This window comes from Nonomuraea sp. NPDC003214 (assembly GCF_053590035.1).
This window is the reverse complement of sequence record NZ_JBSFSX010000002.1, coordinates 565,416-592,023: the sequence shown is the minus strand read 5'-3', so window position 1 is coordinate 592,023 and position 26,608 is coordinate 565,416. Positions and strand designations below refer to the sequence as shown.

Sequence of the window (26,608 nt, the reverse complement as noted above, 5' to 3'; positions counted from 1 at the left end):
CGTAAGTTCACTGAAAAGCCTCCGAAAATCGCAATCGCGCGAGGAGACGTGTGAACACGATCGCGTTCATGGGAGCCAACTTCGTCACCAGGGAGACCGGCAGCCGCATGCCCGCCCCCGGCTGGGGAGAGGCCGACCGGGTCACCAACGAGCGGTTCGCCCCGCTCGACGGCTTCGCCGGGCGGTTCGGCGGCGTCGTCGCCGAGGTCGCCGGGCTGGGCTTCACCTCGATGGACGTCTGGACCGCCCACCTGAACCCCGCCTGGGCCACCGACGAGCACCTGGAGATCGCCGCCGGGCTGCTCGCCGGCCACAAGCTGTCCGTACCGAGCCTGGCCGGGTCCGCCGGAGCCGACGTGACGTACTTCCGCGGCCTGTGCCGGATCGCGCGCGCCGTCGGCGCGCCCGTCATCGGCGGGATGGCGCCCGTGCTGCGCACCGACCGCGAGGCGGTGGTGGCCGCGCTGGAGGAGCACGATCTCCGGCTCGGCGTGGAGAACCACCCCGAACGCACCCCCGAGGAGTATCTGGAGGCGATGGGCGACGAGGCCGGCGGCCGGATCGGCGCGGCGCTCGACACCGGCTGGTTCGGCACCCACGGCTACGACGCCGCCGAGGCGATCAAGGCGCTCGGTGACCGGATCTTCCACGTGCACCTGAAGGACGTGGCGGCGCCCGGCGGGCACGACACGGTGGCGCTCGGCGACGGCTGCGTGCCGGTGCGGCGGTGCGTGGAGGAGCTGCGGCGCATCGGCTACACGGGCACGATCAGCATCGAGCACGAGCCGGAGGACCGCGACCCGATCCCCGAGGTGCTGACGTCGCGCGAGCGGCTGCGGCAGTGGCTGGAGGCGTGAGCATGCAGAGCACCGGAGCGACCACCGGCGTGGCGATCGTCGGCTGCGGCAACATCGCCCAGCGCTACGCCGCCGACCTCGCCGGCTACCCCGAGATCGAGCTGCGCGGCGTCCAGGACGTCGACCCGGCGCGGGCCGCGACCCTGGCGGAGGCGCACGGCGTGCGCGCCTACCCGTCGCTGGACGAGCTGCTGGCCGACCCGGACGTCTCGATCGTGGTCAACCTGACCGCGCACCACGCCCACTACGAGGTGATCCGCCGCTGCCTGGAGGCGGGCCGGCACGTGCACAGCGAGAAGCCGCTCGCCCTGCGCTACGAGGAGGCGGCCGAGCTGGTCGAGCTGGCCGGCAGGAAGGGGCTGCGCCTGGGCGGGGCGCCCGCCACGTTCCTCGGCGAGGCCCAGCAGACCGCGCTCAAGCTGCTGCGCGAGAACGCCACCGGCCGGCTCAGGCTCGTCTACGGCGAGGTCAACTGGGGCCGTATCGAGACCTGGCACCCGGACCCGGTCGGCTTCTACGAGGTCGGGCCGCTGTTCGACGTGGGCGTCTACCCGCTGACGATCGTCACGGCGGCGCTCGGCCCGGCCCGGCGGGTGACCGCGTTCGCCTCGGTCGTGCACCCCGAGCGGGTGCGGCTCGACGGGCGGCCGTTCACGATCACCACGCCCGACTACGTGGTGGCCAACGTCGAGTTCGACGGCGGCGTCCTGCTCCGGCTGACCTGCGACTTCTACGTCCCCGGTCACGGCACGCGGCAGCACGGGCTGGAGTTCCACGGCGACACCGGCTCGCTGCTGCTGCGCTCCTGGCACGACTTCGACTCCGCGCTGGAGATCGCCGCCTTCGGGGAGGAGCCGCGCCCCGTCGAGCCGCTGCGACCCGCGTACCGGGGCGTGGAGTGGGGCCGGGCCGTGCGGGACCTGGCGGCGGCCGTCCGCGAGGGCCGCCCGCACCGGGCCACCGGGCGGCAGGCCGCGCACGTGGTGGAGATCCTCTGCGCCACCCGCGCCTCCTACGAGCAGGGCAGGCCGGTGGAGCTGACCTCGGTCTTCGAGCCTCCCGCGCCTCTGGATGGGTACGCCTGATCTGGACGAGGGGAGCACGATGCGGATCAGAGTGACCGTCTGGAGCGAGAACTACCACGAACAGCGCGAAGAGGACGTACGCCGCCGCTACCCGGACGGCATCCACGGCGCGATCGCGGCCGGGCTGAACGCGCACCTGGGCGGCGAGGCGCGGGTGCGCACCGCCGTGCTCGACGACCCCGAGCACGGCCTGTCCGACAAGGAGCTGGCCGAGACCGACGTGCTCACCTGGTGGGGGCACATGGCGCACGAGGAGGTCGCCGACGAGGTCGTCGCCCGGGTGCGGCAGCGGGTGCTCGGCGGCATGGGGCTGGTGGTGCTGCACTCCGGCCACTACTCCAAGATCTTCCGCAGCCTGATGGGCACCACCTGCACGCTCAACTGGCGTGACGCGGGCGAACGCGAGCTCGTGTGGACCGTCGCCCCCGGCCACCCCATCGCCCAGGGCGTGCCGCGCCCGCTGGTGATCGGGGAGCAGGAGACGTACGGCGAGCCGTTCGGCGTCCCGGAGCCGGACGAGCTGGTGTTCATCAGCAACTTCAGCGGCGGCGAGGTGTTCCGCAGCGGCTGCTGCTACACCCGCGGCCTGGGCCGGATCTTCTACTTCAGCCCCGGCGACCAGAACTATCCGGTCTACCACGACCCCGACGTGCACCGGGTGCTCGCGAACGCGGTGCGCTGGGCCGCGCCGTCCGCCCCCGTCGGCCCGCCCCTGGACAACGCCCACACCCCCATCCACTGGTAGCGCCCTTGCCCTGTTGACCTTGATAGCCCTAGTGTCACGCTTTGTGAAAATTCGCGTGATCGCCGCGCTGAGCGCCGCCGCTCTGCTGCCGTTGACCGGCACCGCCGCGGCGGCCTCCGGCCAGGACCCGGTCGAGGGCGCCGACCTCGTCGCCAACGCCCTCTACGAGGCCGGCCCGCTCCCCAGGAGCACGTGCGCCGAGAAGCCCGTCAAGCGCAACGACAAGCCGATGGCCAGGGCCTACATCAACGCCGTCGTCGCCTGCCTGGACAGGACCTGGGGCAAGCACCTCACCGCCGCGGGGATCGACTTCGAGAAGATCCACGTGAAGCACATGACCAAGATCCCCAAGAAGTACTGCGGCCTGGACATCGGCAAGGAGGACTCGCAGGCCTACTACTGCGACAAGAGCCGCACGGTGATCTTCCAGCTCGGCAAGTCCTGGCTCGACAGCCCGAAGGACCTGTGGCTCTTCGACACGACGGCGCAGATGTACGGCTATCACGTCCAGAACCTCACGGGCATCGCGGCCGCCTTCGACGAGGAGCCCTACGAGGGCGACGCCGAGCTCGACGAGCAGACCCGGCGCCTCAGCCTCCAGAGCGACTGTTTCGGCTCCGCGTTCATGAAGAGCGTCTGGCCGCTCAAGGGCCGCGACAGCCGCGACTGGAAGACCCTCCTGAAGATGGCCGGGGGTGACGAGCCCGGCGACGATCGCGTCTACGGCAAGGAGGCCACCGTGCGCGCCTGGAAGAAGCGCGGGTTCGCCACCGGGGACCCCGGGTCGTGCAACACCTGGACGGCCTCGGCGTCGAAGGTCGCCTGACCGCCGCCGTCAGGTCCTGCCCGTCACGGCGCGGTGCCGGAACGTCTGCGCACCGGCGCGGTGCACGGCGGCCTTGACCAGGCCGAACAGGGCTCCCTGGATCGCGGCGGCGACGAGCACCTCCGTCCAGCCGCGTTCCAGGTCGCCGGCGTCCGGGGCGTCGTCGTCGCCGGACACCAGCTTCCACGTCCGCTTGAACATCGCGGCGGCCAGGGCGCCGCTGAGCATTCCCGTCCCGAGCGAAAGAGCCTTCTCCACAGCATGCATGGCTGTGTCAGTGCCCCGTGTGGCGGCTCTAAACGGTTTCGCGCATCAGTCCGTGGCAGGCGATCGCGGCGGCGGCGACGACGTTCAGCGAGTCGACGCCGGCGGCCATCGCCGTCGGGCTCATCGCGATGCACACGGCCTCGTCGGCCTCGTGCAGCCAGCGGGACGACAGGCCGTCGCCCTCGGCGCCGAGCAGCAGCGCGACCCGGCCGCCGAGCTTGACCCGGTCGATCGGGGTGACGGACTGGTCGGGGGTGAGGGCGAGGGTCTGGAACCCGGCCGCGCGCAGCTCGTCCAGGCCGGTGAACCAGTTGTCCATCCGGGCGTACGGGATCGAGAAGACGGCGCCCATGGAGACCTTGACGGCGCGGCGGTAGAGGGGATCGGCGCAGCGGGGCGACAGGACGACGCCGTCGACGCCGAGGGCGGCGGCGCAGCGGAAGATCGCGCCGACGTTGGCGTGGTCGACGATGTCCTCCAGGACGACGACGCGGGCGGCCGGGGCGAGCACCGTGTCCAGGGCGGGCAGGGGCAGGCGGGCCAGGGAGGCGAGGGCGCCCCGGTGGACCTGGAAGCCGGCGATGCCCGACATGATCTCGTCGCTGACGACGTACACGGTGGCGTCGCCGAGGACGTCGGCGAGGGGCTGGAGCCAGCGGCCGGTCGTCAGGACGGAGCGGACGGGGTAGCCGGCGGCGATGGCGCGCCTGATCACCTTCTCGCCTTCCGCCAGGAACAGGCCGCGCTCGGCTTCGAGGCTCTTGCGGAGCTCCACGTCGCGCAGCCGGGTGTAGTCGGCCAGGCGGGGGTCGGCGGCGTCGGTTACGTACTCAAGCACCTTCCGATACTGCCACGAGCCGCCTGAGCTGCCAGCCGACGGCGTAGCAGACGAGCACCAGGCACAGGCCGACGACGGTGCCGGCGCCCACCTTGGTGATCACGGCGGGCAGCCCGTACGCCGGGTTGGGCTCGTCGATCAGCGGCCAGACGAACGCGCCGGTCAGGATGCCGGCGGCGCCGCCGGCGAGGACGCCGCCGCGCACGCGGGCGGAGACGCGCAGGCGGCCGGGCACCGGCGCGGGCGGCATCGCGGCGAGGCCGCGCCAGGCCCACCACACGACGACGGCCAGGCCGACGGCCGACGACACGTACTGCAGCACGCGGAACAGCGGCAGCACGCCGAGGACGGAGACGCCGAGCCAGTGGCCCCACTCCTGCGGCCCCGTGGAGTGCGTGAAGGAGTCCCACAGCACGTGCGTGCCCGCGCCGACCAGCGCGCCCGCGACCACGGCGGGCAGGCGGGACAGCAGTTCGCGGCGGGTCGGCAGGAGGGTCGCGGCGCGGCCGGCGAACGCGGGCGGCAGCAGCCCGATCAGCGGGTCGCGCAGCAGGCCGTGGAAGAGCACGAGCAGCACCAGCACCGCCGCCAGGTCCACGGTGACGACGCCCTGCCAGGAGTGCCAGTCGCTGTAGTCGGGCAGGAACGGCAGGAAGATCGGCAGGTCGGGCACCATCGCTCCGACCGCGAGCGCCCAGGGGTCGGTCCACCTGCGCATGCGCGGTGACGACACCAGCGGCAGCACGGCCGCGATGTGACTGGGCGTGAACGGCATCGGCCCCCCATATCCCGTCGACGATCACTGCACACTACCCGGGAAGCTTGAACATTCTTTGCCGCCGGCCTCTAAGGTCACGATAAGTAATGGGTACGGCACATCATGCTGTCGACGGCCGGAAGCCGAGAATGCGGAGGTTCAAGGTGCCTGACCAGCGGGTTCATGCGCATCCGGCCGCGTCAGCCGATTGGATCAGGGCGGCGAGGCTGGCGCGTTCACTCTCCGTGGTCACCATCGTGTGGCTGGCGGTGGAGAGCTCGCTCGGGCTGGCGGCGGGGCTGGCGGCGCATTCGGTGGCGTTGATCGGGTGGGGGCTGTCGGCTCTGGTGGAGGTGGCGGCGAGCCTGATCGTGGTGTGGCGGTTCACGGGGAAGCGGACGCTGTCGGCGAGCGCGGAGCATCGGGCGCGGCGGGCGATCGCGGTGAGCTTCTGGCTGCTCGCGCCTTATCTGATCGTGCACGTGGGTCATGACCTGGATGCCGGGCATCGGGCGGTGCCGACCGTGCTGGGGATCGTGGTGACGGCGGTGAGCCTGGTCAGCATGCCGATCCTGGGGCTGGTCAAGCGGCGGCTGGCCCGGCGGCTGGCCTCGGGGGCGACGGCCGGGGAGGCCGCGCAGAACCTGATCTGCGGCGCGATGGCGGCCGGGGTGCTGGCCGGTCTGTGGGCGGGCACGATCGGCTGGTGGTGGGTCGATCCGGCGATGGCGCTCGCTCTGGCGGTGGTCGCCGTGCGTGAGGGATGGCGGGCGTGGCACGGTCACGCATGCTGCCACTGACCGTCACTGAGCGTTATTAGCGCACCAAAACAGGTGTTTTGCCACAGCAAGCACACCGAGTATCGTCTCCCGAGTATTGCGGAGCATCACCGGCTAGGGTCTCCGAAAGGCTTCCAAACACACACCAAGAGGACATCGTGGGGCGACACCGCACAGACGAGTTCGATGGCGGCTACCGAGCCCAGGATCCACCCCCCAGCAGAAGGCGGGCCGGTCGCGGCGGACGCGGCCGGGTGCTCGTCCCGCTCGCGGGAGCAGTGGCGCTCGCCGTGCTCCTCGGTGTGGCCGCGTTCGTCATCTTCAACCGGGAGCACGACTGCTCCAGCGGCAAGCTGCCGCTGACCGTCGTCGCGACGCCGGACGTCCAGCCGGCCCTGAACAAGATCGCGGGCAACTACAACAAGGCGCTGCACTCGATCGACAGCAGGTGCGTCGAGGTCAAGGTGGCCAGGGAGAGCGCGGCCCGGACGGAGAACGCGCTGGTCGCCGGCAAGTTCAAGGGCGACGTGTGGGTGGCCGACTCCAGCCTCGTGGTGGAGCGGGTGCGCAGCCAGGAGTCCGTCACGCTGCCCGAGCCCGCGGGCTCGGTCGCCTCCTCGCCGGTGGTGCTGGCCACGGCCAAGAGCTCGGCGGCCAAGCTGGAGGGCACGCTCAAGCCGAGCTGGTCCGGCATGGTCGCGGCGGCCAACGTGGCGAACGTGGACGGGCCCGGCAAGAAGGTCCGCGTGCTGGCCCTTGATCCGCAGAAGAACTCCGCCGGGCTGGCCGCGCTGCTGGCGGCGGCGGGCACCGCGAAGGCCGCCAAGCAGGACAAGGCGCTGGTGGGCGCGCTCAAGGAGCTGTCAGGGCAGCTCGTCGCCGACCCGACCGCGCTGCTGGCGAGCCTCACCGTGAAGTCCGGTGACCGGGTGCCGATCGGCGTCACGTCCGAGCAGGCCATTCACGTACACAACACGAAAAAGCCAGACACGCCGGTGGTGGCGCTGTACCCGAGCGAGGGCACGCTGAGCCTGGACTACCCGCTCACCGTCGTCACCAAGGACGCCGCGAAGCTCAAGGCCGCGGCCGACTTCCGGCAGGAGCTCGGCAAGGAGTCGGCGCTCAAGGTGCTGCGCGCCCAGGGCTTCCGCGATCCCGGCGGCAAGGCGGGCGAGGCGCTGTCGGAGGACAAGGGGTTCACCCCGGCGGCGCCCAAGGCCATGCGCGCCCCCGACGTCAAGACCGTCGCCACCATGACGCAGACCTGGTCCCGGCTCAACCTCGGCACCCGGCTGCTCACGTTGCTGGACGTGTCGGGCACGATGGCGCTGCCCGACCCCGGCACGGGGCTGACCCGCATGAAGGCCATCAGCAAGATCGCCACGGAGGGGCTGTCGCTGTTCCCGCCCGACTCCGAGATCGGCGTGTGGAAGTTCTCCACCCATCTGGACGGCCGGGGCAAGGACTACCAGGAGGTCGTCCCCGTCGGGCCGCTGACCGAGAGCATCGGCGGCACGCTGCGCAAGGACGTGCTGGCCCAGCAGCTCGCCACCGTCGAGGCGAAGGCGACCGGCGACACCGGGCTGAACGACTCGCTCAAGGCCGCCTACGCGCACATGACCGAGACGTACAAGCGGGACAAGATCAACACGCTGCTGATCCTGACCGACGGGGCGGGCAACGACGACCCCGACGGCGGCGTCACCGACGCGCAGATCCTCGACTACCTGAAGTCGGCCTACGACCCGGAGCGGCCGGTGAGCATCCTGCTCATCGCGTTCGGGCCGGAGGCGCAGGCGGGCAAGCGGCAGATGGACGCGGTCGCCAGGGCGACGGGCGGCGAGGCGTACATCGCCAAGGACCCGCTGCAGGTCCGCGACTTCTTCCTCCAGGGCATGGAGCGCCGCATCTGCTCGCCCAATTGCGATGGTTGATGCCTGTTCGGCATGAATGAGGGGCCGATCGTCAACCCGCCGGGAGGAGGCGGGCGTCCTACCGCCGTGGGGACGTCCTGCAACCCGCGGGGAGGGTATTCGTGCCTGGATGGCCGGCAGTCGAGCGTGACGACGACGAGCAACTCGTGGCGGGGCTGCGCCACGACGACCCGAACGCCCCCGACCGGCTCTACGGCGCCTACGCCGAGCGGCTCTACGACTACGCCTGCTCGCTGCTGGGCGAGCGGGACGGCGCGGCGGACGCGGTGCACGACGCGCTGGTCACCGCGCACGGGCGGGTGCGGCGGCTGCGCGACGCCGACCGGCTGCGGGCCTGGCTGTACGCGCTGACCAGGTTCCAGGCGGTGGCGCGGCTGGGCCACCCGGGCGCGGAACGGCCCGCGCGGCGGACGGACGGCGAGCCGGACGACCCGGAGCTGACCGGCCTGGTGTACGAGACGCTCGGCGAGCTGCGCGGGGCCGAGCGCGAGGTGCTGGAGCTGTCGCTGCGGCACGGGCTGGCGCCCGCCGAGGTGAGCGCGGTGCTCGGCCTCACCGCGCGGCAGGCCGCCGGGCGGCTGGCCAGGGCCCGCGGCCAGCTGGAGAACGCCGCCACCGCGGTGGTGCTGGCCAGGACGGGCCGGGCGCACTGCCCCGGCCTGTCGGCGATGCTGGACTCCTGGGAGGGCCCGCTCACGACGCCGCTGCGCCGCCGCCTGTCGGCGCACATCGGCGGCTGCGAGGTGTGCGCCGAGCGGCGCGGCCGGGCGATCTCGGCCGAACGGCTGCTCGACCTGGTGCCGATGGCCTTCCCGCCGCTGTCGCTGCGCGAGCGGGTGATCGGCACCTGCCTCGACCCCGGGCGGAACGAGACCCGCACGCTGATCGTCGACCGGGGCGACAGCTTCGACCGGTCCGGGTTCCCGCTCTCCCCCCGGCACCGGTCGCGGCGGCGCAGGCCGCGCAGGCTGGCCCCCGCGCTGCTGGCGGGCGCGCTGCTCCTGGCGGGGACGAGCGTGACGATCGCGCTGACCTCCCAGGAGGAGGCGCACCCCACGCTGAGCGCGCCCCCGCCCGCGGCGCCGCCCGACGAGGACTACGCCGCCGACGACCCCGGACCCGTCGCCGGGGAGCCCACGGACAGCGAGCCCGAGAGCGAGACCGAGCCGGAGCCCGAACCCGAGCCCGGCGCCTCCGAGCCGGTCACGCCGCCGACCCGGCGGCCCGCCGACGGCGTGGCCACCACCCGGCCGCCGGCCGCCCCCACCCCCACCCGCCGGCGGGCCGCCCGCCCCGCCCGGATCGCCGCCGCCTGCCCGGCGGCGATCCAGGGCGCGGCGCGGGTCACGCTGCGCGCCCGCAACGCCGCCGTCACCTGGGCATCCACCACGACGGACGGCCTGACCCTGAAGCCAGCGAGCGGGACGATCAAGGCGGGCGCGTCGGCGGCCGTGTGGGTCACGGTGGACGACCCCGGTCTGCCCGGCAGCGGCACGGTGACGTTCACCTCCAACGGCGGCGCCGCGCGCTGCGCGCTCAGCTGGGAAGGTCAGCCCGAACCGCCGTCCGACCCGCCGGAGGAGGAGCCCACCCCGTCGCCGGAGCCGTCCAGCACACCGGAGGCGACCCTCGCCACCGTTATGTGAGAAAGCCCCGATTTCCCGGGTCAAGCCGATGTTGCTGTGACAAATAAGGCATCCTGGTGTGCTTGGGGAGCACGTCGGGGACCCGGAGCTCGTTGGCAGTGTGTTGAACTTCACATGGGCGCTGGTAAACCTGACTGTGCCGCCAAGCGTCGGCGTTGACGCGTACGCGCACGGATTGATCCCATGAAATTGGCGATCACGTCAGGAACCGGGAGAGAAACAGCAGATGCTCAAGCACCGCAGAGCGCTCACATGGCTGCTCGCGCCGGCCTGCATCGCGGGGGCGGTGATCGCGCTCTTCGACATCGACACTCCCCTGCGCCCGCTCCTGATCTCCATGTTCCTTCTGCTCGTGCCCGGCGCCGCGGTGGTCGGGCTGTTGCGTGATCGTGACCCTCTGGCGGCACTATCGGTAGGGGCCGCCGCGAGCCTCGTGCTCAACGTGCTGCTCGCCCAGGCCATGCTGCTCTTCGACGCGTGGTCGCCTCGGGCCGGGGTGGCGACGATCGCCGTGCTCGGCGGGTTCATGTACGTGCTTCGCGTGCTCTACCGGGGGAAGAACATGCAAACCGAACAGGGGGCCAGCCAAAGGTGAAGATCAACGTCGTTCGCCCCGGAGAGCTGGGACCACCGGAGCGGGCCCGCTGGCGCGAACTTCAGAAGGCCGACCCCAGCCTGGACAACCCCTTCCTCTCCGTCGAGTTCGCCGTCGCCATGGACCGCCTGCGCGACTACGTGCGCGTCGCCGTCCTCCAGGACGGTGACCGGATCGCCGGGTTCTTCCCCTACGAGAGGCACAGCTTCGGCATCGGCAAGCCGCTCGGCGGCTTCCTCACCACGTGCCACGGCCTGATCGCGGAGCCCGGCCTGAAGGCGGACGCGCGGGCGCTGCTGCGGGCCTGCAAGCTCACCGTCTTCGACTTCGACCACCTGGTGGCCGGGCAGCCGACGTTCGCCCCGTACGAGAACGACGTCCGGCCCGCCCCCGTCATGGACTTCACCGCCGGCTTCGACGCCTGGATCGAGCAGGTCAGGGCCAACTCGCCGAAGAACCTGAAGACCGTCCGCTACAAGGAGCGCAAGCTCGGCAGGGAGCAGGGCGAGCTCCGGTTCGAGTGGGCCTCGCCCGACCCCGAGGTGCTGCGCACGCTGCTGGCCTGGAAGTCCGACCAGTATCAGCGCACCGGCCGGGTCGACAGGTTCGCCCAGCCCTGGATCGTCGAGCTGACCGACCTCATGCACGCCGAGCGGTCCGACGACTTCTCCGGCGTGCTGACCATGCTCTACTCGGGCGACGTGCCCGTGGCCGGCCACTTCGGCCTGCGCACGGCCACCACGCTCGTGGGCTGGTTCCCCGCCTACGACACCGCCTACGCCCGCTACTCCCCCGGAATCGTGCACCACCTCCAGATGGCCGAGGCGGCCGCGGCCAGCGGTCTGCACATGGTCGACATGGGCAAAGGCGGCAAGGAGTACAAGGACTGGCTCAAGAGCGGGACCCTGTACGTCGCCGAAGGCCGGGTCTCCCGCCCCTCCCCGGCCGCCGCCGTGCACTGGATGGGACGGACCCCGTTCAACAAGGCCCGAACAATTGTCCTGGACCGACCGTCTCTCTATAAGGCAGCCGATCGCGTCCTCAAGGGGTTCGGCCGGATGCGTAGATCGATCCAGCACGACGTCAAGGAACCGACCGGAGCACGCTGACCCGAGCACTCAAGACCCCCCGGCACAAGGCAGCAGCAGCAGATCCCAGCACAACCCTCACTTGGACCCACTGATGCATCGTTCGCCCCAGCAGCCACTCCCGCAGCACCCGGGAGAAACTGTCACCGCGTTGCGCCAGGAGGGTCCCGGAAGGAATAACCTCGCCATGAGTCCCGAGTCCGTCAAGTCCAACGGCAAGGCGCAGATCACGCCTTTGCGATCGATGCCGCCTATCGAACGCTTCACTCCCGTCACACCACATCTGGCCATCTCACCGACGGTGAGTGTCGTGGTGCCGGCGATGAACGAGGCGGAGAACCTGCCCCACGTGTTCGCCACCCTGCCGCAGTGGATCGACGAGATCGTGCTCGTCGACGGCAACTCCGTCGACGACACCGTCGCGGTGGCCCGCCGCCTGCGGCCCAACGTGAAGATCGTAACGCAGACCGGCAAGGGCAAGGGCGACGCCCTGGCCGCCGGGTTCGCCGCGTGCACCGGCGACATCATCGTGATGATCGACGCCGACGGCTCCACCGACGGCCACGAGATCATCCAGTTCGTCGGCGCGCTGGTGACGGGCGCCGACTTCGTCAAGGGCTCGCGCTACGCCGCCGGCGGCGGCAGCGACGACCTCACCTTCAACCGCCGCCTCGGCAACAAGATCCTCACCGGGATCGTCAACCGGATGTACGGCACCTCCTACACCGACCTGTGCTACGGCTACAACGCCTTCTGGGCCAGGCACCTCGACGTGCTCGACCTCGACTGCGACGGCTTCGAGGTGGAGACGCTGATGAACATCCGCGCCGCCAAGGCCGGGCTCAAGGTGCACGAGGTGCCCAGCCACGAGCGCAACCGCATCCACGGCGAGAGCAACCTGCACGTCGTGCGCGACGGGTTCCGGGTGCTCAGGACCATCCTGAGCGAATGGCGCCGCCAGCCCGCCCCGCCCCGTCCCGAACCCGCCAGGAAGCCCGCCGCCGACCGGGGCGTCGCGTAAGCCTGAGCGCCTGAAGGATTCGTCGTGAACACGTCTGTCGTCATCTGCGTCTACACCGAGGACCGCTGGGAGGACATCAGGCAGGCCGTCGAGTCGGTGGAGCAGCAGAGCCGCCGCCCGCACGAGCTGATCCTGGTCGTCGACCACAATCCGGACCTGCACCTCAAGCTCAAGCGCGCCTATCCCGACACGATCGTCGTGGAGAACACGCACGAGCAGGGGCTGTCCGGCGGCAAGAACACCGGGGTGGCCACGGCCACCGGTGACATCGTCGCGTTCCTCGACGACGACGCGGTCGCCGATCCCGGGTGGCTGGAGGCTTTGGAGGAGGGCTTCCAGGATCCCGGAGTCGTCGGCGTGGGCGGTCGCACCGAACCCATCTGGGCGTCCCAGCGCAGGCCGCGCTGGTTCCCGCAGGAGTTCGACTGGACGGTCGGCTGCACGTACCGCGGCATGCCCGCGGTACGGGCGCCGATCCGCAACGTCATGGGAGGAAACGCGGCCTTCCTGCGCACGGTGGTCTCCGAGGTGGGCGGTTTCCACAGCGGCATCGGGCGCAGCGTGCAGGGCCGCAAGTCGCGCCCCCTGGGGTGCGAGGAGACCGAGTTCTGCATCCGCCTGAGCCAGCGCCGGCCCGGCTCGATCATGCTGTACGAGCCGAAGGCGCTCATCGGGCACAAGGTGTCCAGGCAGCGGGAGAGGTTCGCCTACTTCCGCTCCCGCTGCTACGCGGAAGGGCTGTCGAAGGCCCTGGTTACGCAGGAGGTCGGCACCCAGGACGGGCTGTCCAGCGAACGGGCGCACGCGCTCAAGACGCTGCCGCTCGGCGCGCTGCGCGGCCTCGGCGAGGCCGTCAAGGGCGACCCTGGCGGCCTCGGCAGGGCCGGCGCCATCGTCGTCGGCCTCGCCTGGACGGCCTGGGGATACCTGGTGGGCTCGGTACGGCTGAAGGCGGTGCGGTCATGATCCGGGTGCCGATCCTGATGTACCACTCGGTCAACGACCGGCCCAACGACGAGACCCGGCCGCACTCCGTACGCCCCGGCGACCTGGACGAGCAGCTCGCCTACCTGTCGGAGGCCGGGTTCACCCCGCTCACGCTGGGCGACCTCGTCGCCTCGCTGAACAAGAACAACGGGCGCTCGCTGCCCGCCAAGCCCGTCGTGCTCACCTTCGACGACGGCTACGCCGACTTCCACAGCCGCGCGCTGCCGCTGCTCGACAAGTACGGCCACCCCGCCACGGTCTTCCTGACCAGCGGCTGGGTGGCCGACGCCGGCGACGACGCGGCGGGCCGGCCGCTGGACGACATGCTCACCTGGGGCCAGGCCCGCGAGGCCGCGCAGAGCGGCATCGAGATCGGCGGCCACAGCCACAGCCACCCGCAGCTCGACCAGCTCCCCACCGAACAGCTCCGCCAGGAGCTGCGGCGCAACAAGGGCCTGCTGGAGGACACGCTCGGCACGCCCGTGGCCACCATGGCCTACCCCTACGGCTACTCCAGCGCCCGCGTGCGCCGGGAGGTGCGCAAGGCCGGCTACTTCGCCGCCTGCGCCGTCGGCAACACGATCGCCGCCGACCGGCACGACATGCTCGCCATCCCCCGGCTGACCGTCGCCAGGCACACCACGATCGGCATGTTCAAGCGGGCGGTCGAAGGCACCGGCGTGCCCCTGATCTACCTGCGCGAACGCATCCTGACCAAGGGCTACGCGGTGGTCAGGCGCACCCGCTACGGGCTGCGACGGGTCCGCGGCCATGTCTAGCCTCTGGCGGAGGCTGCTGCGCGACCTCCGCAACCCCCTGTTCAGGAACGGCTACGCGCTGATGGCCAACACGGGCATCACCGCGGTGCTCGGCGCGGGCTACTGGCTGCTGGCGGCGCACTACTTCTCCGAGGAGGAGTTCGGCCGCGGCCAGGCGGTGATCACGCTGATGCGGCTGTTCGCGTCGCTGACGGCGCTCGGCCTGGTGGGCGCGTTCGCGCGCTTCCTGCCGGTGGCGGGCCGCCGCACGCCCGAGCTCATCCTGCGCGGGTACGGGATCGCCGCCGCCACCGGTGGCGCGGCCGCCGTCGGCTTCCTGCTGACGCTGCCGCTGTGGGGCGAGACGTACTCGGTGCTCGCCGGGTTCGGCCCCGGGCTGTTCTTCCTCGCGGCCGTCGTGGTGTGGGCGGTCTTCACCCTCCAGGACGTGGTGCTGACCGGGCTGCGCAACGCCACCTGGGTGCCGTTCAACAACCTCGTCTTCGGCCTGGTCAAGATGGGGCTGCTGGTCACCCTGGCGGGGGCGCTGCCCGACGGCGGCATCTTCGTCTCGTGGATCGTGCCCACCGCGATCGCGCTGATCCCGATCAACTGGCTGATCTTCGGCGTGGTGGTGCCCCGGCACGTCAGGCAGACCGCCGGCGTGCACCGCGAGGCGCCGAGGCTGCGCGAGGTCGGGCGGTTCTTGGCGGGCGACTTCCCCGGCACGCTGTCGGTGCTGGCGATCGTCTACCTGGTGCCCGTGGTCGTCGCCACCCAGGTCGGCGAGGCCGTGTTCGGGCGTTTCTCGATGGCGCACACGCTCGGCTGCATGATCGAGCTGCTGGCCATGAACATGGCCGTGTCGCTGACCGTCGAGGGCTCGTTCGACCGGTCCCGGCTCGCGGCCAACTGCCGCAACGCGTTGCGGCGTGCGCTGACCATCATCGTGCCGATCATCGTGGTGGCCGTCGTGGCGGCGCCGCTCATCCTCCAGGTCTTCGGGGCCAAGTTCGCCGACGAGGGCACGCTGCTGCTGCGGCTGATGGCGCTGGCGGTGCTGCCCCGGGTGCTGATCGAGGTCTATCTGAGCGCGCTGCGCGCCCAGAGCGAGGCGCGCAAGCTCGCCGCCGTGCAGATCGGGCTGGCGGGGCTGGTGCTGGCGTCCATCCTGGCGCTGTTCCCGTTCGCGGGCGTCAACGCGGTGGGGTACGGGATGCTGCTCAGCCAGACGGTGGTCGCACTTTTGATCTTCGGAAAGCTACGTAAAATTCTCAAATACGACGAAATACGACACGCGAGCGTCGCTCACGGGTCGCCCGGGGCTCCATGATGGTCAACGTGAGGCAACGGGACGGCGATGGCATGACAGCGGGGACCACCGGCTCTTCCGGTGTGCGGGGGGACACGGGAGAGGAGCAGGAGGTGCCTTTCGATCCGGAGGCGACGGGGGTCATCCCGCGCCTGGACCCCGCCTCCCTGCAGGCGGCCCCGGACGCGAAGACCGGCACGCCCCCGGACCCCTCCCCGGACGCCGGCGCGGACGCCGACTCGGACGCCGACTCGGGCGCGGGGGGCGACGACGCGGTGAAGACCACCGCCGCCTTCCGCATCCCCACCACGCCGAGCACCCTGCGCATCGGCGGCCCCCCGGCCACGCCGCCGTCGGAGACCGACACGCTCCCCTCCCTCCCGGCGCCCCAGCCCACGGAGGAAGAGGCCGACGACACCAAGACCGAGGAGACCGCCACCTCCGGAGAGGCCGACGCCTCTGAAGAGGCCGGAGCCGCCGAGGGGCCCGACGCCACCGTGGAAGCCGACGCCACCGTGGGGCCCCACGCCACCGTGGAGGGCAACGCCGCCGAGCAGGCTGCTGCCTCTGAGCAGGTCGACGTCGCCACGGAGGTCGGGGTCCCGGGGGTGGCGGATGTCGGGGAGACGGCGCCGTTCGAGAGGGTGGTCGCCGAGCCCGTGGAGGCCGCCACCGCCGTGCAGGCGGTCGCGCCCGGGCCGGTCCGCCAGGCCGCGCCCCCGCCGAGGGCGTCGCGGCTGGCGGCTCTGGTGGCCGGCGCGCCGAAGTGGCTGCCGGTTGTGCTGGTGCTCGAAGGTCTCCTCATGTACGTGCTGGCCCTCAAGGTCAGCCCGGGGCCGCTGCGCGGCGTCGATCCGGCGGACATCAACGGCCTGGGCCTCATCTCGGCGTTGCCGGTCAGCGCGTTCGCGGCGATCCTGATCATGATCGTGTCGTTCTTCGTCACGGTGGCGCAGAGCACCGACCGCAAGTTCCTGTTGCTCTTCCAGATCGCGGCGATCACGTTCGCGTTGCACGGGGCCGGGGCGCTGGTGGCCGAGGAGCCACGCTTCCCGACCGCGTACATCCATGCCGGTTTCGTGGACTTCATCGCGAGGACCGGCGACACGGCGATCAGCATCGACGGCCGGATGGGCTGGCCGGGCTTCTTCGCGTTGTTCGCGTTCGTGACGAAGACGGCGGGGATCACCGATCTGTCGCCCATCCTCAACTGGACGCCGCTGCTGTCGAACCTGCTCTACCTGCTGCCGTTCGTGCTGATCCTGCGCCAGGTGGTGGCGACGACGCGGGCGCGCTGGTTCGCGGCGCTGCTGTTCGTGCTCGTGCAGTGGATCGGGCAGGACTACTTCTCGCCGCAGGGCTTCACGTTCGCGCTCTATCTGGTGTTCGTGGCGATCCTGCTGCGCTGGTTCGGGCGGGTGGAGCCGCGGACGACGCCGGTGCCGGCCAAGGGGCTGCGCAGGCTGCTGGGGCGGCTGGACGCGATGACGCCGGGCGAGCTCGCCAACACCGGCATGTTCCGCGCGGACAAGCTGCTGATGCTCATGCTGATGGTGGCGCTGTTCGCGGCGGCGACGGCGTCGCACCAGATCACGCCGTTCATGATGCTGGGCGTGCTGACCGCGTTCCTGCTGTTCAAGCGGACGACGCTGACGTGGGCGCTGCCGTTCGGGCTCGGGCTGGTGGTGCTGGCGTGGATCAGCTACCAGACGGTGGGCTTCTGGGCCGGGCAGATCGACGCGATCTTCGGCGGCCTGGGCGACATCGTGTCCAACCTGCAGCGCAACACGGGCGACCGGATCGAGGGCAGCGACGAGCTGCACGCGATGGTGCTGCAGGCGCGGCTGGGCATCCTGGTGGTGATCCTGGCGCTGGCGGCGGTGGGCCTGCTGCGGCGGCTGCGGCGCGGGGTGTTCGACCGGGCGGCGCTGATCCTGCTCTGCGTGCCGGTGCTGGCGCTGGCGCTGCAGAGCTACGGCGGCGAGATCGGGCTGCGCATCTACATGTTCGCGCTGCCGGGTGCGTGCCTGCTGGCGGCGTACGCGTTCTTCCCGAACCTGCCGGCCGACAGCGCCGACGTGCGCGAGGAGACCGTCCCCGTACGCAGGCTGAACGTGAGGTTCAACCCGGAGCTGACGAAGAAGGTGTCGCTGGTCCTGGCGGCCTGCTTCGCGGTGATGTTCTCGATGGCGTTCCTGGTGGCGCGCTACGGCAACGAGAAGTTCGAGCGGGTGACCTCGGGCGAGGTCGCGGCGATGCACTACGTGTACGAGCACGACAAGCCGAGCGCGCGGGTGGTCTACCTGGTGCCGAAGGAGGGGCCGGAGGTCACGCCGACGCTGCCGTGGGGCGAGCGCGACATCGAGCTGGTCAACTTCGCCGGCCAGGCGCTGGTGCACAAGGACCCGGCCAACATCAAGGACGTGGTCGACCGGCTGCGGCCGGGGCCGGAGAGCCCGCGTAACACGTATCTGGTGGTCAGCAAGGGCCAGGTCAGCTATCTGCAGCTCAACGACGGCTTCCCGGCCGACTGGGGGGAGCGGTTCCGGGCGGCGCTGGACGCCTCGCCGGATCTGAAGCGGGTCTACGCGAACGAGGACGCCGCCCTCTACACGTGGGGCAAGTTCGTCCGGGGTACGGAGATCCCGGAGCCTCGGCCGTGGCAGGGCCGCGGGGAGCCGACCTCGCCGTTGACCCCGCTCGGGGTCGGGGCGCTGGCGGTGAGCTGGGCGGCGCTGTTCGGCTACGAGGTGATCCGGCTGAACGGCGCGCGGCGGGCTCCGCGGGCGCGCAGGTGGCTGCTGTGGGTGGCGGTGCCGACGTTCGTCGTGGCGGTGGGCGTGGTCGTCGAACGCTTCATTTACATCGCAGGAATCAACTGAATTCACAGGAAACTCGTAGGTTGTGCGCGATGATGTCCCCTGATGGTGATTCAGGGGGCATTTCGCATCAATCAGGGAACGTCACGGATCGCGGCGATTGACGCCCTGCGGGGTTTCGCCCTGCTGGGCATCCTCGTGGTGAACATCGCCTTCCTGGCCTCGGGTTACCGAATGGCCGGGCTGGCGGAGCCGGGCTTCGACGGCGCCGCCGACTGGGCGGTGCGGTGGGGCGTCACGCTGCTCGTGGAGAACAAGTTCTACCTGCTGTTCTCGTTCCTGTTCGGCTACAGCCTGACCCTGCAGATCGGGTCGGCGGCCGGGCGGGGGCTGGCGTTCACGCCGATGTTCCTGCGGCGGCTGGCAGGGCTGTTCCTGATCGGCGCGGCGCACGCGGTGCTGCTGTTCCCCGGCGACATCCTGACCACGTACGCGGTGGTGGGGGTGGCGCTGCTCCTGCTGCGCCGGATCCGGATCAGGACGGCGCTGGCGCTGTCGGCGGCGCTGACCGGCCTGCTCGCGCTGGGCTTTCTGGCGCTGGCGTGGCTTGCCGCGCACGGGGTGGACCTGCCGGGCGTGGCCGACCATCCGCCCGCCCAGGCGTCGGAGGTCGACCGGTCGCTGTCGGGGTCGGCGGCCCAGATCGTCGGCGAGCACCTGCGCGAGCTGTCGGTGATCGTCGTCCGGCGGGTGCTCTTCCAGGCGCCTGCCGTGCTGGCCGCCTGCCTGCTCGGCCTGGCGGCGGGCCGGGCGGGCCTGCTGGCCGGCTCCGGGCCGCGCACGGCGACGCTGCGGCGCGTGCAGTGGATCGGGTTCCCGGTGGGCCTGGCGGGCGCGGTGGTGGCCGCGCTGTCGGTCTGGGACGGCCCGGTGCACCGCTTCGCCGGCGAGGCCGCCACGCTGCTCACCGCTCCCCTGCTGGCCGCCGCCTACGGGGCCACGCTGCTGCGGCTGCTGCCCCTGCTGCCGCGCCTGGGCCGCGCGCTGGCCTGGGCCGGGCGCATGGCGCTGACCAACTACCTGGCGCAGTCGCTGGTGTGCTCGCTGATCTTCACCGGGTACGGGCTCGCCCTGGTCGACCGGGTGGGCCCGCCGCTCCAGGTGGCGATCGCCGCCGCCGTCTTCGCCGCGCAGGTCGTCGTCAGCCGCCGGTGGCTGCGGGCGCACCGCTACGGCCCGGCGGAGTGGCTGCTGCGCCGGCTCACGTACGGCGGCGCCGGGGTCAGGTCCCGCCCCGGCCGCTCCACTGGATCTCGTACGGTTTGAGCGTCACCTGCCTGCCGTCGACCGTGGCGGTCACGTCGGCGTCGGAGGTGTTGACCATGACGAGCTGGCGCGGCTGGGCCAGCACCCTGACGCGCGGGTCGGAGCTCGGCACCTGCTGCAGCTCGACCCCGGCGGGGAACCACCGGGTGAACCCGCTCAGCAGCCCGGCCATCGGCATCTCCTGGCCGCGCCCGGGGGTCCACAGGCAGCCGGGGCACTCGGCGCCGCCCTTGGCCTGCGGGTTCCAGTAGAGGGCCGTGGTGGCGCCGCTCCTGGCGAACTCCATCATGGCGGTGGCCTGCACGGCGGTGCGCCGCTCCTCGCTCCAGCCGGAGTCCTCCGGCTCGACGTACCACTCGGCCCACCACACGGGCAGGTTGCCGCTCTTCTGCCGCAGCCACTGGGTGATCGCGCCGAACTTGCCGGTGGCGCCGAAGTCGTCGGGGATGTTGCCGCCGTCGGTCGTCATCGTGCCGCCGTCGACGACGATGAAGTCGGCGCCCTTCTTGTGCTCGATCCAGTACTCGATGGCGTCGAGCGCGCGCTGGTCGACGACGCCGTAGGGGCCCGACAGCTCGGAGACGCCGCGCGCGGTGGTCTCGATCGGCACGTACGGGCCGCCGACCTGGATCTCGCTGTCGACCTTCTTCAGCGCGTCGTAGACCTTGTTGTAGAGCTCGGTGTAGCCCTCGGCGTCCCACCGGTTGGTGGTGGTGTTCCAGAAGCCCTTGAACTCGTTCCACACCAGGTAGTGCTTGACCGTCGGGTACTGCTTGGCGACCCGGGCGGCGAGCTTGGCGAAGTCGTCGAAGTGCTCCGGGTCGGGGGCGACGGTGTGGTTCTTGCTCCAGTCGGTGCGGCCGGGCTGCCCGCCCTTCATCCAGTCGGGGGCGCAGCACAGCGTGATGACGGGGATGGCCTGGGAGTCGGCCATGAGCTTGAGCCGCCGGTCGAGGTCGCGGAAATTGTACTGGCCGGGGCTGGGCTCGGGGTTGTTGGCGCCCCAGCCCATGATGTGCTGGTTCTGCAGCATCGGGACGCGGCCGAGCATGTGCTTGGCCTGCTCCTGCACCCGGGCGTTGTCGTTGTCGGCGCTGTACTGGGTGTGGGTGACGCCCCAGCGGGGCCAGTCGGGCACGACGGGCGGCGGGGCGAGGGAGGGCGCGGGCGAGGTGGGCGCCGGCTGGGCGATCTCGCCGTTGAACTGGACGGCCGGGTCGCCGCCCGACGAACGGGAGCCCGCGTACACCATGATCCCGGCGACGAGCAGGACGGCGAGGACCCCGGCGCCTACGGCGATCGGCCACGGGGACCGCCTGCGGGCATGTCGGCCGTCCGTCGGAATCACGGAATCCACCTCTCACGCAACGTTCCAAAAGGCCGAGCGCTCCGGCCCGGCCTTTTTACACCGTATCCGCCCGCCTGCGTGGACGAATCAGGACGATGGTGGCCGCTGCCCGGTCGCGGGTCCAGGAACTCCGGCATAACGGTACGACACCGGTTCCCTGCCGGGCTGCACGACGAGGAGGGTGCCGGGCTCCTCGGCGTAGAAGGCGGACTCCACGGCGGCGGCCACGTCGTCGGCGGTGAGCAGCGGGAATCCGGCGTTGACGAACATCTCCTTGGCGCCGGCGACGAGCGGGGTGTCGGTGAAGCCGGGGCAGACGGCGCCGATCCTGATGCCGTCCCTGGCCAGCGGCCCGGCCAGCGCCCTGACGAGGCCGACGACGGCGTGCTTGGTCATGGTGTAGACGGGGTCGCCGTCGAAGCCGACGAGCCCGGCCAGCGAGGCGGTGACCACGATGGCGCCGCCGCCTGAGCGCCTGAGCAGCGGCACGGCGGCCACCGCGCCGAAGACGACGCCGTCGACGTTCACGCCGACGATCCTGCGGTAGCGCGCCAGGTCGAAGGCGGCCAGGTCGGGGCCGCCCGCGACGCCGGCGTTGAGGTGGACCAGGTCGAGCCGGCCGTAGGTGCGCTCGGCCAGCTCGACGGCGTCGTGCGAGGCCTGCTCGGTGCTGACGTCGGCGGCCAGCCAGACGCCGCCGACCTCCTTGGCCAGCCGCTCCGCGCCCTCGCCGTCGAGGTCGACGAGGACGCACTTGGCGCCGCCCGCCGCCAGCCTGCGGGCCACCGAGGCCCCGATGCCGCTCGCGGCTCCGGTGATCAGTGCAACTGTGCTCATGGCTCTCCTATGCGGGTTGGTCGAGCATGCGGTGCGCGCGGGCGATCAGGGTGGGCACGGCGGCGCCGATCCGGTCGAAGCCCTCCCCCACGGTCTTGCCCTGGCGGAAGCGGGCGTGGATGCCTTCCACGATGACGGCGAGCTTGAAGCTGCCGAAGGCCACGTAGAACCCGAGATCTGCAATGTCGCGGCCTGAGGCGTCGGCGTAGTGGGCGGCGAACTCGGCGGCGTTCAGGAACCCCGGCGCCGTCGTGACGTCGCCCGCCACCGGGATGCCCGCCCGCTCCTCGTCCCCGGCCTCGTGCCAGTAGGTCAGCGTCAGCCCCAGGTCGGCCAGCGGGTCGCCGAGCGTGGACATCTCCCAGTCCACCACGCCCAGGATCTCCGGCTCGGGGCCGAGCCGTACCAGCGTGTTGTCCAGCCGGTAGTCGCCGTGCACGAGGGTGCCGGCCGAGCGCGCCGGCAGCCGCTCGCGCAGCCGGGCCACCAGCCGGTCGAACTCGGGCCGGTCGGCGGTCCTCGACCGCTCCCACTGCTGGCACCAGCGGTCGAGCTGCCGGGGCAGGTAGCCGTCGGGCCGGCCGAAGTCCGCCAGGCCCGCCTCCCGGTAGTCCACGGCGTGGATGGCGGCCAGCACCTCGGCCAGCCGTCCGGCCAGCCGCCTGGTCCCGGCCGGGTCCGTGTCCCCGAGCTCGTCCCGGCCGCGCACCGCCGCGCCGTCCACGTACCCCATCAGGTAGAACGGCGCCCCGACGACGTCCTCGTCGGCGCAGAACGCGACCGGCTCGGGCACCGGGACCGGGGTCGGGGCGAGCGCGGAGATGACCCGCCACTCGCGGCGCATGTCGTGAGCCGTGGGCAGCACGTGGCCGAGCGGCGGCCGGCGCAGCACCACGCGGCGCTCCCGGGTCTCGACGAGGTAGGTCAGGTTCGACCGCCCGCCGGAGATCAGCGAGACGGACAGGGGTTCGCCGGCGTCGGGCGCGTTCCTGCCCATCCACGCGAACAGCCGGGGCCGGTCAATCCCAGGTACGGTCATGGACAACTATTAGAACGTCACTCGGTGCCGAACGCCACACATGAGAGTTGCGTAACGTTACGGACCCGCGCCTGCGAGCACGCCCCCCATCCCGTAGCCTGGGAGGACATGTCTGCCACCGAGGCATGTCCACAGTAGGAGCCCATGCACGTCACGATCGTTCGCCCCGATGAGCTGGGAGCAACCGAGGTCAGCCGCTGGCGCACCCTCCAGGAAGCCGACGCCGCCTTCGACAATCCCTTCCTGTCGCCCGAGTTCACGATCACGGTCGGCGCGCTGCGTGACCGGGTCCGGGTCGCGGTGATCCACGACGGGCCCGACATCGTGGGATTCTTCCCGTTCGAGCGGCACCCGCTGGGCATCGGCAAGCCGGTGGCCGCCGGCCTGACCGACGCCCAGGGCATGATCCACGCCAAGGACTGCCTGATCCCCGCCCAGTGGCTGCTGGCGCAGTGCGGGCTGTCGGTCTACGAGTTCGACCATCTCGTCGCCGGCCAGCCGCTGCTCGGCAGGCGGCACGAGTCCTACCCGTCGCCGGTGATCTGCCTGCGCGACGGGTTCGACGCCTACACCGCCTACCTGCGCGCCCACTCCGGCAAGACGTACAAGTCCACGCTCGCCAAGACGCGCAAGCTGGGGCGCGACATCGGCGAGGTGCGCCACGACTACGCCATCGCCGACGTGGAGCCGCTGCGCACGCTGCTCGCCTGGAAGACCGACCAGTACCGGCGCACCGGCCGCACCGACAGGTTCGCCCACCAGTGGATCGTCGAGCTGGTCGAGCGGCTGCTGGCCACCCGCACCGAGAGCTTCGCCGGCGTCCTCGACATGGTCTACGTCGACGGCGAGCCGATGGCCGGCCACTTCGGCATCCGCACCCGCACCACGCTGGCCGGCTGGTTCCCGGCCTACGACCCGCGCTTCGCCAAATACTCCCCCGGCCTCATCCACCACCTGGCGATGGCCGAGAAGGCCGCCGAGACCGGCATCCAGACGATCGACATGGGCCGGGGCGACAAGGAGTACAAGGACAAGCTGAAGACCGGCGAGCTGTCCGTCTGCGAGGGCCGCGTCGCCCGGGCGGGCCCGGCGGCCGGCGTCCACTGGATGCTGCGCGTGCCCGCCCGCAAGGCCCGCGCCACCGTGCTGGCCAACCCGGTGCTGCTCCGGACCGCCGACAAGGCGCTCAAGACCTACGGGCGGCTGCGCGCCACGCTCCCCGGATGAGGCCGATCGCCGAGCGCACCGGCCGCCACTGCCTGCTGCTCCCCTCCAACCGGCTCGGCCTCTACCTGGCGTTACGCCACTGGTGCGAGCCCGGCCAGCGGCTGCTCATGTCGCCGATCTCGGCCGACGAGATCCTCTTCCTCGTGCTGGCGGCCGGGCTGCGCCCGGTGATCGCGCCGCTGTCGCCGCGCGACGGCAACATCGACGCCGCCCGGGTCGACCTCTCCCGCGTCGACGCCGTCCTGACCACCAACCTGTACGGGCTGCCCGACCAGGTGGCGGCGTTCACCGGCAAGATCCTGGTGGAGGACGTGGCCCACGCGATGGAGACCGACGTCGGCGGCCGGCCGCTCGGCACGTTCGGGCAGGCGGGCGTGTTCAGCCTGTCCAAGCATCCCGGCGCGGGCTCGGGCGGCGTGCTGGCCGTCGAGGACGCCGCCGACCTCAAGGCCCTGGAGCGCGCCCGCGACCGGCTGCTGGAGCCGGGCTCCTTCCGGGCGGAGCTGTTCGCGGTGGCCACCTCGATGGCCAGGCAGGCAGCGCTCCGGCTTGACCTGGTGCGCCCGGCGCTGTGGCTGATGCGGGCGCTCGGGCTGCAGGAGGAGCGCGAGGGCTACCGCATCCGGCTGGAGGCCGAGGCGCTGGCCAAGGCGCTGCCGCAGGCGCCGTCGCTGCCGCCCTTCGACCCGTGGGTGCGCGCCGACCTGCACGACTACCGTGCCGCGCGGGGGCCGCTGGCGCGCTGGTACCAGCGCAGGCGGCTGGCGGCGGTGCCGCGCGAGCGGGCCAGGCGGCTGGCCGGCGTCGAGCTGCTGGCCGCGCTCCCCTCGGCCGCCCCGGCCGTGCGCGACGACCCGGGCCGGCCGCTGTTCCGCGTGCCGCTGCTGGTGCGCGACCGCGACGCGGCGATCGCCGCGCTGGAGCGGCGCGGCGTGGCCACCGGCTACCTGTACGACCCGCCCTACGACGACTACGCCGGGCCGTTCACCGAGCCCTCGCCCGACCCGGGGCCGGCCCGCCGGTGGGCGCGGCACGTGCTGCCGGTCGACCCGGTCCACGCCTCCCGCGCGCTGCCGGTGGTCGCCGGGCTCACACCCGCCTGATCAGGTCCGCGACGATCCGGCAGCCCCGCCTGACGTCGGGCAGCGACGCCGACCCGTACCCGATCACCAGGCCGTGCAGGCGTTCGGCGCCGTGGTGGTGGCGGGCGACGGTGTCGAGCAGGACGCCGCGCTCGGCGGCCCGCGCCACGATCTCCGGGGCGGCGCCGGGCGGCAGCTCGGCCAGCACGTGCAGCCCCGCCGTGTCGCCGCGCAGCCGGCAGGCCGCGCCGAGGACCTCCACCACGACGGCGCGGCGGCGCGCGTACTCCAGGCGCATCCGGCGCAGGTGCCGGTCGAGGTCGCCGCGTTCGAGCAGCGTCGCCACCGCGTGCTGGACGGGGCCGCTGGTGCGGTCGGCGATGGCGCGCCGGGCCCGGGCGATCCGGTCGACGGTCTCGGGCGCGGCCACCAGCCAGCCGACGCCGATGTCGGGAGCCAGCGACTTCGACAGCGTGCCGAGCAGCACCACCCGGGACGGGTCCAGCCCGTACAGGGCGGGCAGCGGGGCCACGTCGTAGCGGAACTCGGCGTCGTAGTCGTCCTCCACGACGGTCGCGCCGGTCCGCGCGGCCCACGACAGCAGCCGCTCCCGGCGCGGGATCGGCAGCCGGCCGCCGAGCGGGAACTGGTGGGCCGGGGTGGTGTAGAGGACGCGCAGGCCGTCAGGCAGCCCGTCGACGATCACCCCGTCCTCGTCCACCGGGCACGGCACGATCTCCGCGCCCCGGGCGGCGAACACGGCCCGCGCGGTGCGGTAGCCGGGGTCCTCGACGCCCGCCCTGGTGCCGGGGCCGAGCAGGGCCAGCGCGCACAGGTCGAGCCCGTTGCCGGTGCCCCGGGTGACCAGGACGTTCTCCGGGCCGACGGCCACCGCCCTGGTGCGGCGCAGGTCGGCGGCCAGCAGCTCCCTCAGGTGCGGCAGCCCGTACGGGTCGGGGTAGTCGCCGGGCGGCAGCTCGGCGGCCCGCCGCCAGGCGCGCTTCCAGGCGGCCCGGTCGTAGTCGCGCACCCACGGGTGGCCGGGCGTGAGGTTGATCGTGCGCTCGTCGGGCTCGACGGCGGGCGGCGGCGGTGGCGCGGGCGGCGCGGGGACGGCGCGGCGCGGCGTCTCCAGCGAGGCGACGAACGTGCCCGAGCCGTGGCGGCCCTCCAGCCAGCCCTCGGCGTAGAGCTGCTGGTAGGCCTCGGTCACCACGGTGCGGCTCACGTCGAGCTGCGCCGCCAGCCCGCGCGAGGACGGCAGCCGCTCGCCCGGCGCGAGCGCCCCCGACAGCATGGCGTCACGCAGCCAGGCCGCGAGCTGCGCCGTGAGCGGCACGGCGGCGTCCCTGGACAGCGATACGGGCAGGTCAACGAGGGTACGCACGCAAGTGGTCTCCGGGAAGCGGCAAACAGTGGCTCTACAGGATAAGTC

24 protein-coding genes are annotated in these 26,608 nt (G+C 72.0%); 17 read left to right on the top strand and 7 right to left on the bottom strand.

The features are described from left to right. Positions 1 to 50: 50 nt before the first annotated feature. From ACWDXC_RS07770 to ACWDXC_RS07755, 4 genes are read left to right on the top strand one after another with little or no spacing between them, the layout of a single operon-like run. Complete coding sequence (locus ACWDXC_RS07770) at positions 51 to 857, top strand: sugar phosphate isomerase/epimerase family protein (RefSeq protein WP_449979231.1); 807 nt, start codon at positions 51 to 53, stop codon at positions 855 to 857. A gap of 2 nt (positions 858 to 859) precedes the next feature. After that, complete coding sequence (locus tag ACWDXC_RS07765; RefSeq protein WP_449979229.1) at positions 860 to 1,942, top strand: Gfo/Idh/MocA family protein; 1,083 nt, start codon at positions 860 to 862, stop codon at positions 1,940 to 1,942. Positions 1,943 to 1,961: 19 nt separating this feature from the next. Next, positions 1,962 to 2,687, top strand: a complete 726-nt coding sequence (locus tag ACWDXC_RS07760; RefSeq protein ID WP_357585610.1) for a ThuA domain-containing protein — start codon at positions 1,962 to 1,964, stop codon at positions 2,685 to 2,687. Between the two features lie 43 nt (positions 2,688 to 2,730). Then, on the top strand, positions 2,731 to 3,513 hold the full coding sequence (locus ACWDXC_RS07755; protein WP_449979227.1) for a neutral zinc metallopeptidase: 783 nt from the start codon (positions 2,731 to 2,733) through the stop codon (positions 3,511 to 3,513). A 9-nt stretch (positions 3,514 to 3,522) separates the two neighbouring features. Here ACWDXC_RS07755 and ACWDXC_RS07750 read toward each other — a convergent pair whose 3' ends face one another. The 3 genes from ACWDXC_RS07750 to ACWDXC_RS07740 are packed head-to-tail and all read right to left on the bottom strand — an operon-like array spanning position 3,523 to position 5,393. After that, the gene (locus ACWDXC_RS07750; RefSeq protein WP_219510249.1) at positions 3,523 to 3,780 is read right to left on the bottom strand and encodes a DUF4235 domain-containing protein; all 258 of its coding nucleotides are present in this window, start codon (positions 3,778 to 3,780) and stop codon (positions 3,523 to 3,525) included. Between the two features lie 28 nt (positions 3,781 to 3,808). After that, a complete protein-coding gene (locus ACWDXC_RS07745; protein ID WP_375071417.1) occupies positions 3,809 to 4,618 on the bottom strand; it encodes a TrmH family RNA methyltransferase in 810 nt (269 codons plus the stop codon). After that, positions 4,611 to 5,393: a DUF4184 family protein gene (locus tag ACWDXC_RS07740; protein ID WP_449979223.1), complete on the bottom strand. Its 783-nt coding sequence runs from the start codon at positions 5,391 to 5,393 to the stop codon at positions 4,611 to 4,613. The genes ACWDXC_RS07745 and ACWDXC_RS07740 overlap by 8 nt, the downstream gene beginning before the upstream one ends. 227 nt (positions 5,394 to 5,620) lie before the next feature. On the opposite strand from ACWDXC_RS07740, the gene ACWDXC_RS07735 reads away from it, so the two are divergent. The 11 genes from ACWDXC_RS07735 to ACWDXC_RS07685 all read left to right on the top strand — a co-directional run bounded on the left by ACWDXC_RS07735 (position 5,621) and on the right by ACWDXC_RS07685 (position 19,640). Continuing rightward, the gene (locus tag ACWDXC_RS07735) at positions 5,621 to 6,175 is read left to right on the top strand and encodes a cation transporter (protein WP_308126271.1); all 555 of its coding nucleotides are present in this window, start codon (positions 5,621 to 5,623) and stop codon (positions 6,173 to 6,175) included. Positions 6,176 to 6,408: 233 nt separating this feature from the next. Then, positions 6,409 to 8,088 carry a substrate-binding domain-containing protein gene (locus ACWDXC_RS07730; RefSeq protein WP_449979220.1) on the top strand — a complete coding sequence of 560 codons (1,680 nt, stop codon included), beginning with the start codon at positions 6,409 to 6,411 and terminating at the stop codon, positions 8,086 to 8,088. Positions 8,089 to 8,189: 101 nt separating this feature from the next. Further along, a complete protein-coding gene (locus tag ACWDXC_RS07725) occupies positions 8,190 to 9,734 on the top strand; it encodes a sigma factor (RefSeq protein WP_449979218.1) in 1,545 nt (514 codons plus the stop codon). 226 nt (positions 9,735 to 9,960) lie between these two features. Then, a complete protein-coding gene (locus ACWDXC_RS07720; RefSeq protein ID WP_449979216.1) occupies positions 9,961 to 10,329 on the top strand; it encodes a hypothetical protein in 369 nt (122 codons plus the stop codon). Continuing rightward, complete coding sequence (locus tag ACWDXC_RS07715) at positions 10,326 to 11,438, top strand: GNAT family N-acetyltransferase (RefSeq protein WP_449979214.1); 1,113 nt, start codon at positions 10,326 to 10,328, stop codon at positions 11,436 to 11,438. Before ACWDXC_RS07720 ends, ACWDXC_RS07715 begins: the two co-directional genes overlap by 4 nt. Positions 11,439 to 11,604: 166 nt before the next feature. After that, complete coding sequence (locus tag ACWDXC_RS07710) at positions 11,605 to 12,438, top strand: glycosyltransferase family 2 protein (RefSeq protein WP_449979212.1); 834 nt, start codon at positions 11,605 to 11,607, stop codon at positions 12,436 to 12,438. Between the two features lie 24 nt (positions 12,439 to 12,462). Beyond that, positions 12,463 to 13,404 (top strand): glycosyltransferase family 2 protein, encoded by a 942-nt coding sequence (locus ACWDXC_RS07705; RefSeq protein ID WP_449979209.1) that lies wholly within the window; start codon positions 12,463 to 12,465, stop codon positions 13,402 to 13,404. Then, positions 13,401 to 14,204, top strand: a complete 804-nt coding sequence (locus tag ACWDXC_RS07700) for a polysaccharide deacetylase family protein (RefSeq protein ID WP_449979207.1) — start codon at positions 13,401 to 13,403, stop codon at positions 14,202 to 14,204. The genes ACWDXC_RS07705 and ACWDXC_RS07700 overlap by 4 nt, the downstream gene beginning before the upstream one ends. After that, entirely contained in the window at positions 14,197 to 15,516 is a 1,320-nt protein-coding gene (locus ACWDXC_RS07695) for a lipopolysaccharide biosynthesis protein (RefSeq protein ID WP_219517410.1), read from the top strand. The genes ACWDXC_RS07700 and ACWDXC_RS07695 overlap by 8 nt, the downstream gene beginning before the upstream one ends. Before the next feature lie 92 nt (positions 15,517 to 15,608). After that, a complete protein-coding gene (locus ACWDXC_RS07690) occupies positions 15,609 to 18,377 on the top strand; it encodes a hypothetical protein (RefSeq protein WP_449979204.1) in 2,769 nt (922 codons plus the stop codon). A gap of 42 nt (positions 18,378 to 18,419) precedes the next feature. Next, complete coding sequence (locus ACWDXC_RS07685) at positions 18,420 to 19,640, top strand: DUF418 domain-containing protein (protein ID WP_449979201.1); 1,221 nt, start codon at positions 18,420 to 18,422, stop codon at positions 19,638 to 19,640. Here the strand turns inward: ACWDXC_RS07685 and ACWDXC_RS07680 are convergent. The 3 genes from ACWDXC_RS07680 to ACWDXC_RS07670 form a co-directional block, all read right to left on the bottom strand. Continuing rightward, a complete protein-coding gene (locus ACWDXC_RS07680; protein ID WP_449979198.1) occupies positions 19,597 to 20,988 on the bottom strand; it encodes a GH39 family glycosyl hydrolase in 1,392 nt (463 codons plus the stop codon). The two genes, ACWDXC_RS07685 and ACWDXC_RS07680, sit on opposite strands and share 44 nt — an antisense overlap. Positions 20,989 to 21,075: 87 nt before the next feature. Continuing rightward, on the bottom strand, positions 21,076 to 21,825 hold the full coding sequence (locus ACWDXC_RS07675) for an SDR family oxidoreductase (protein WP_357585595.1): 750 nt from the start codon (positions 21,823 to 21,825) through the stop codon (positions 21,076 to 21,078). 7 nt (positions 21,826 to 21,832) lie between these two features. Continuing rightward, positions 21,833 to 22,864 (bottom strand): phosphotransferase family protein, encoded by a 1,032-nt coding sequence (locus ACWDXC_RS07670; protein ID WP_449979195.1) that lies wholly within the window; start codon positions 22,862 to 22,864, stop codon positions 21,833 to 21,835. A gap of 144 nt (positions 22,865 to 23,008) precedes the next feature. Here ACWDXC_RS07670 and ACWDXC_RS07665 point away from each other — a divergent pair, with 144 nt between their 5' ends. Together ACWDXC_RS07665 and ACWDXC_RS07660 are read left to right on the top strand one after the other, a co-directional pair. Then, positions 23,009 to 24,091, top strand: a complete 1,083-nt coding sequence (locus ACWDXC_RS07665) for a GNAT family N-acetyltransferase (RefSeq protein WP_357585593.1) — start codon at positions 23,009 to 23,011, stop codon at positions 24,089 to 24,091. Further along, positions 24,088 to 25,194 (top strand): DegT/DnrJ/EryC1/StrS family aminotransferase, encoded by a 1,107-nt coding sequence (locus ACWDXC_RS07660; RefSeq protein ID WP_449979191.1) that lies wholly within the window; start codon positions 24,088 to 24,090, stop codon positions 25,192 to 25,194. Before ACWDXC_RS07665 ends, ACWDXC_RS07660 begins: the two co-directional genes overlap by 4 nt. Here ACWDXC_RS07660 and pdxR read toward each other — a convergent pair. After that, on the bottom strand, positions 25,181 to 26,560 hold the full coding sequence (gene pdxR / locus ACWDXC_RS07655; protein ID WP_449979189.1) for a MocR-like pyridoxine biosynthesis transcription factor PdxR: 1,380 nt from the start codon (positions 26,558 to 26,560) through the stop codon (positions 25,181 to 25,183). The genes ACWDXC_RS07660 and pdxR overlap by 14 nt on opposite strands. Positions 26,561 to 26,608: the final 48 nt, after the last annotated feature.

Coding starts and splice junctions, on each gene's coding strand:
- ACWDXC_RS07740 (WP_449979223.1), bottom strand. CDS start 5,393: ATGCCGTTCACGCCCAGTCACATCGCGGCCGTGCTGCCGCTGGTGTCG.
- ACWDXC_RS07670 (WP_449979195.1), bottom strand. CDS start 22,864: ATGACCGTACCTGGGATTGACCGGCCCCGGCTGTTCGCGTGGATGGGC.
- ACWDXC_RS07710 (WP_449979212.1), top strand. CDS start 11,605: ATGAGTCCCGAGTCCGTCAAGTCCAACGGCAAGGCGCAGATCACGCCT.
- ACWDXC_RS07685 (WP_449979201.1), top strand. CDS start 18,420: ATGGTGATTCAGGGGGCATTTCGCATCAATCAGGGAACGTCACGGATC.
- ACWDXC_RS07660 (WP_449979191.1), top strand. CDS start 24,088: ATGAGGCCGATCGCCGAGCGCACCGGCCGCCACTGCCTGCTGCTCCCC.
- ACWDXC_RS07750 (WP_219510249.1), bottom strand. CDS start 3,780: ATGCATGCTGTGGAGAAGGCTCTTTCGCTCGGGACGGGAATGCTCAGC.
- ACWDXC_RS07700 (WP_449979207.1), top strand. CDS start 13,401: ATGATCCGGGTGCCGATCCTGATGTACCACTCGGTCAACGACCGGCCC.
- ACWDXC_RS07760 (WP_357585610.1), top strand. CDS start 1,962: ATGCGGATCAGAGTGACCGTCTGGAGCGAGAACTACCACGAACAGCGC.
- ACWDXC_RS07665 (WP_357585593.1), top strand. CDS start 23,009: ATGCACGTCACGATCGTTCGCCCCGATGAGCTGGGAGCAACCGAGGTC.
- ACWDXC_RS07765 (WP_449979229.1), top strand. CDS start 860: ATGCAGAGCACCGGAGCGACCACCGGCGTGGCGATCGTCGGCTGCGGC.
- ACWDXC_RS07720 (WP_449979216.1), top strand. CDS start 9,961: ATGCTCAAGCACCGCAGAGCGCTCACATGGCTGCTCGCGCCGGCCTGC.
- ACWDXC_RS07695 (WP_219517410.1), top strand. CDS start 14,197: ATGTCTAGCCTCTGGCGGAGGCTGCTGCGCGACCTCCGCAACCCCCTG.
- ACWDXC_RS07675 (WP_357585595.1), bottom strand. CDS start 21,825: ATGAGCACAGTTGCACTGATCACCGGAGCCGCGAGCGGCATCGGGGCC.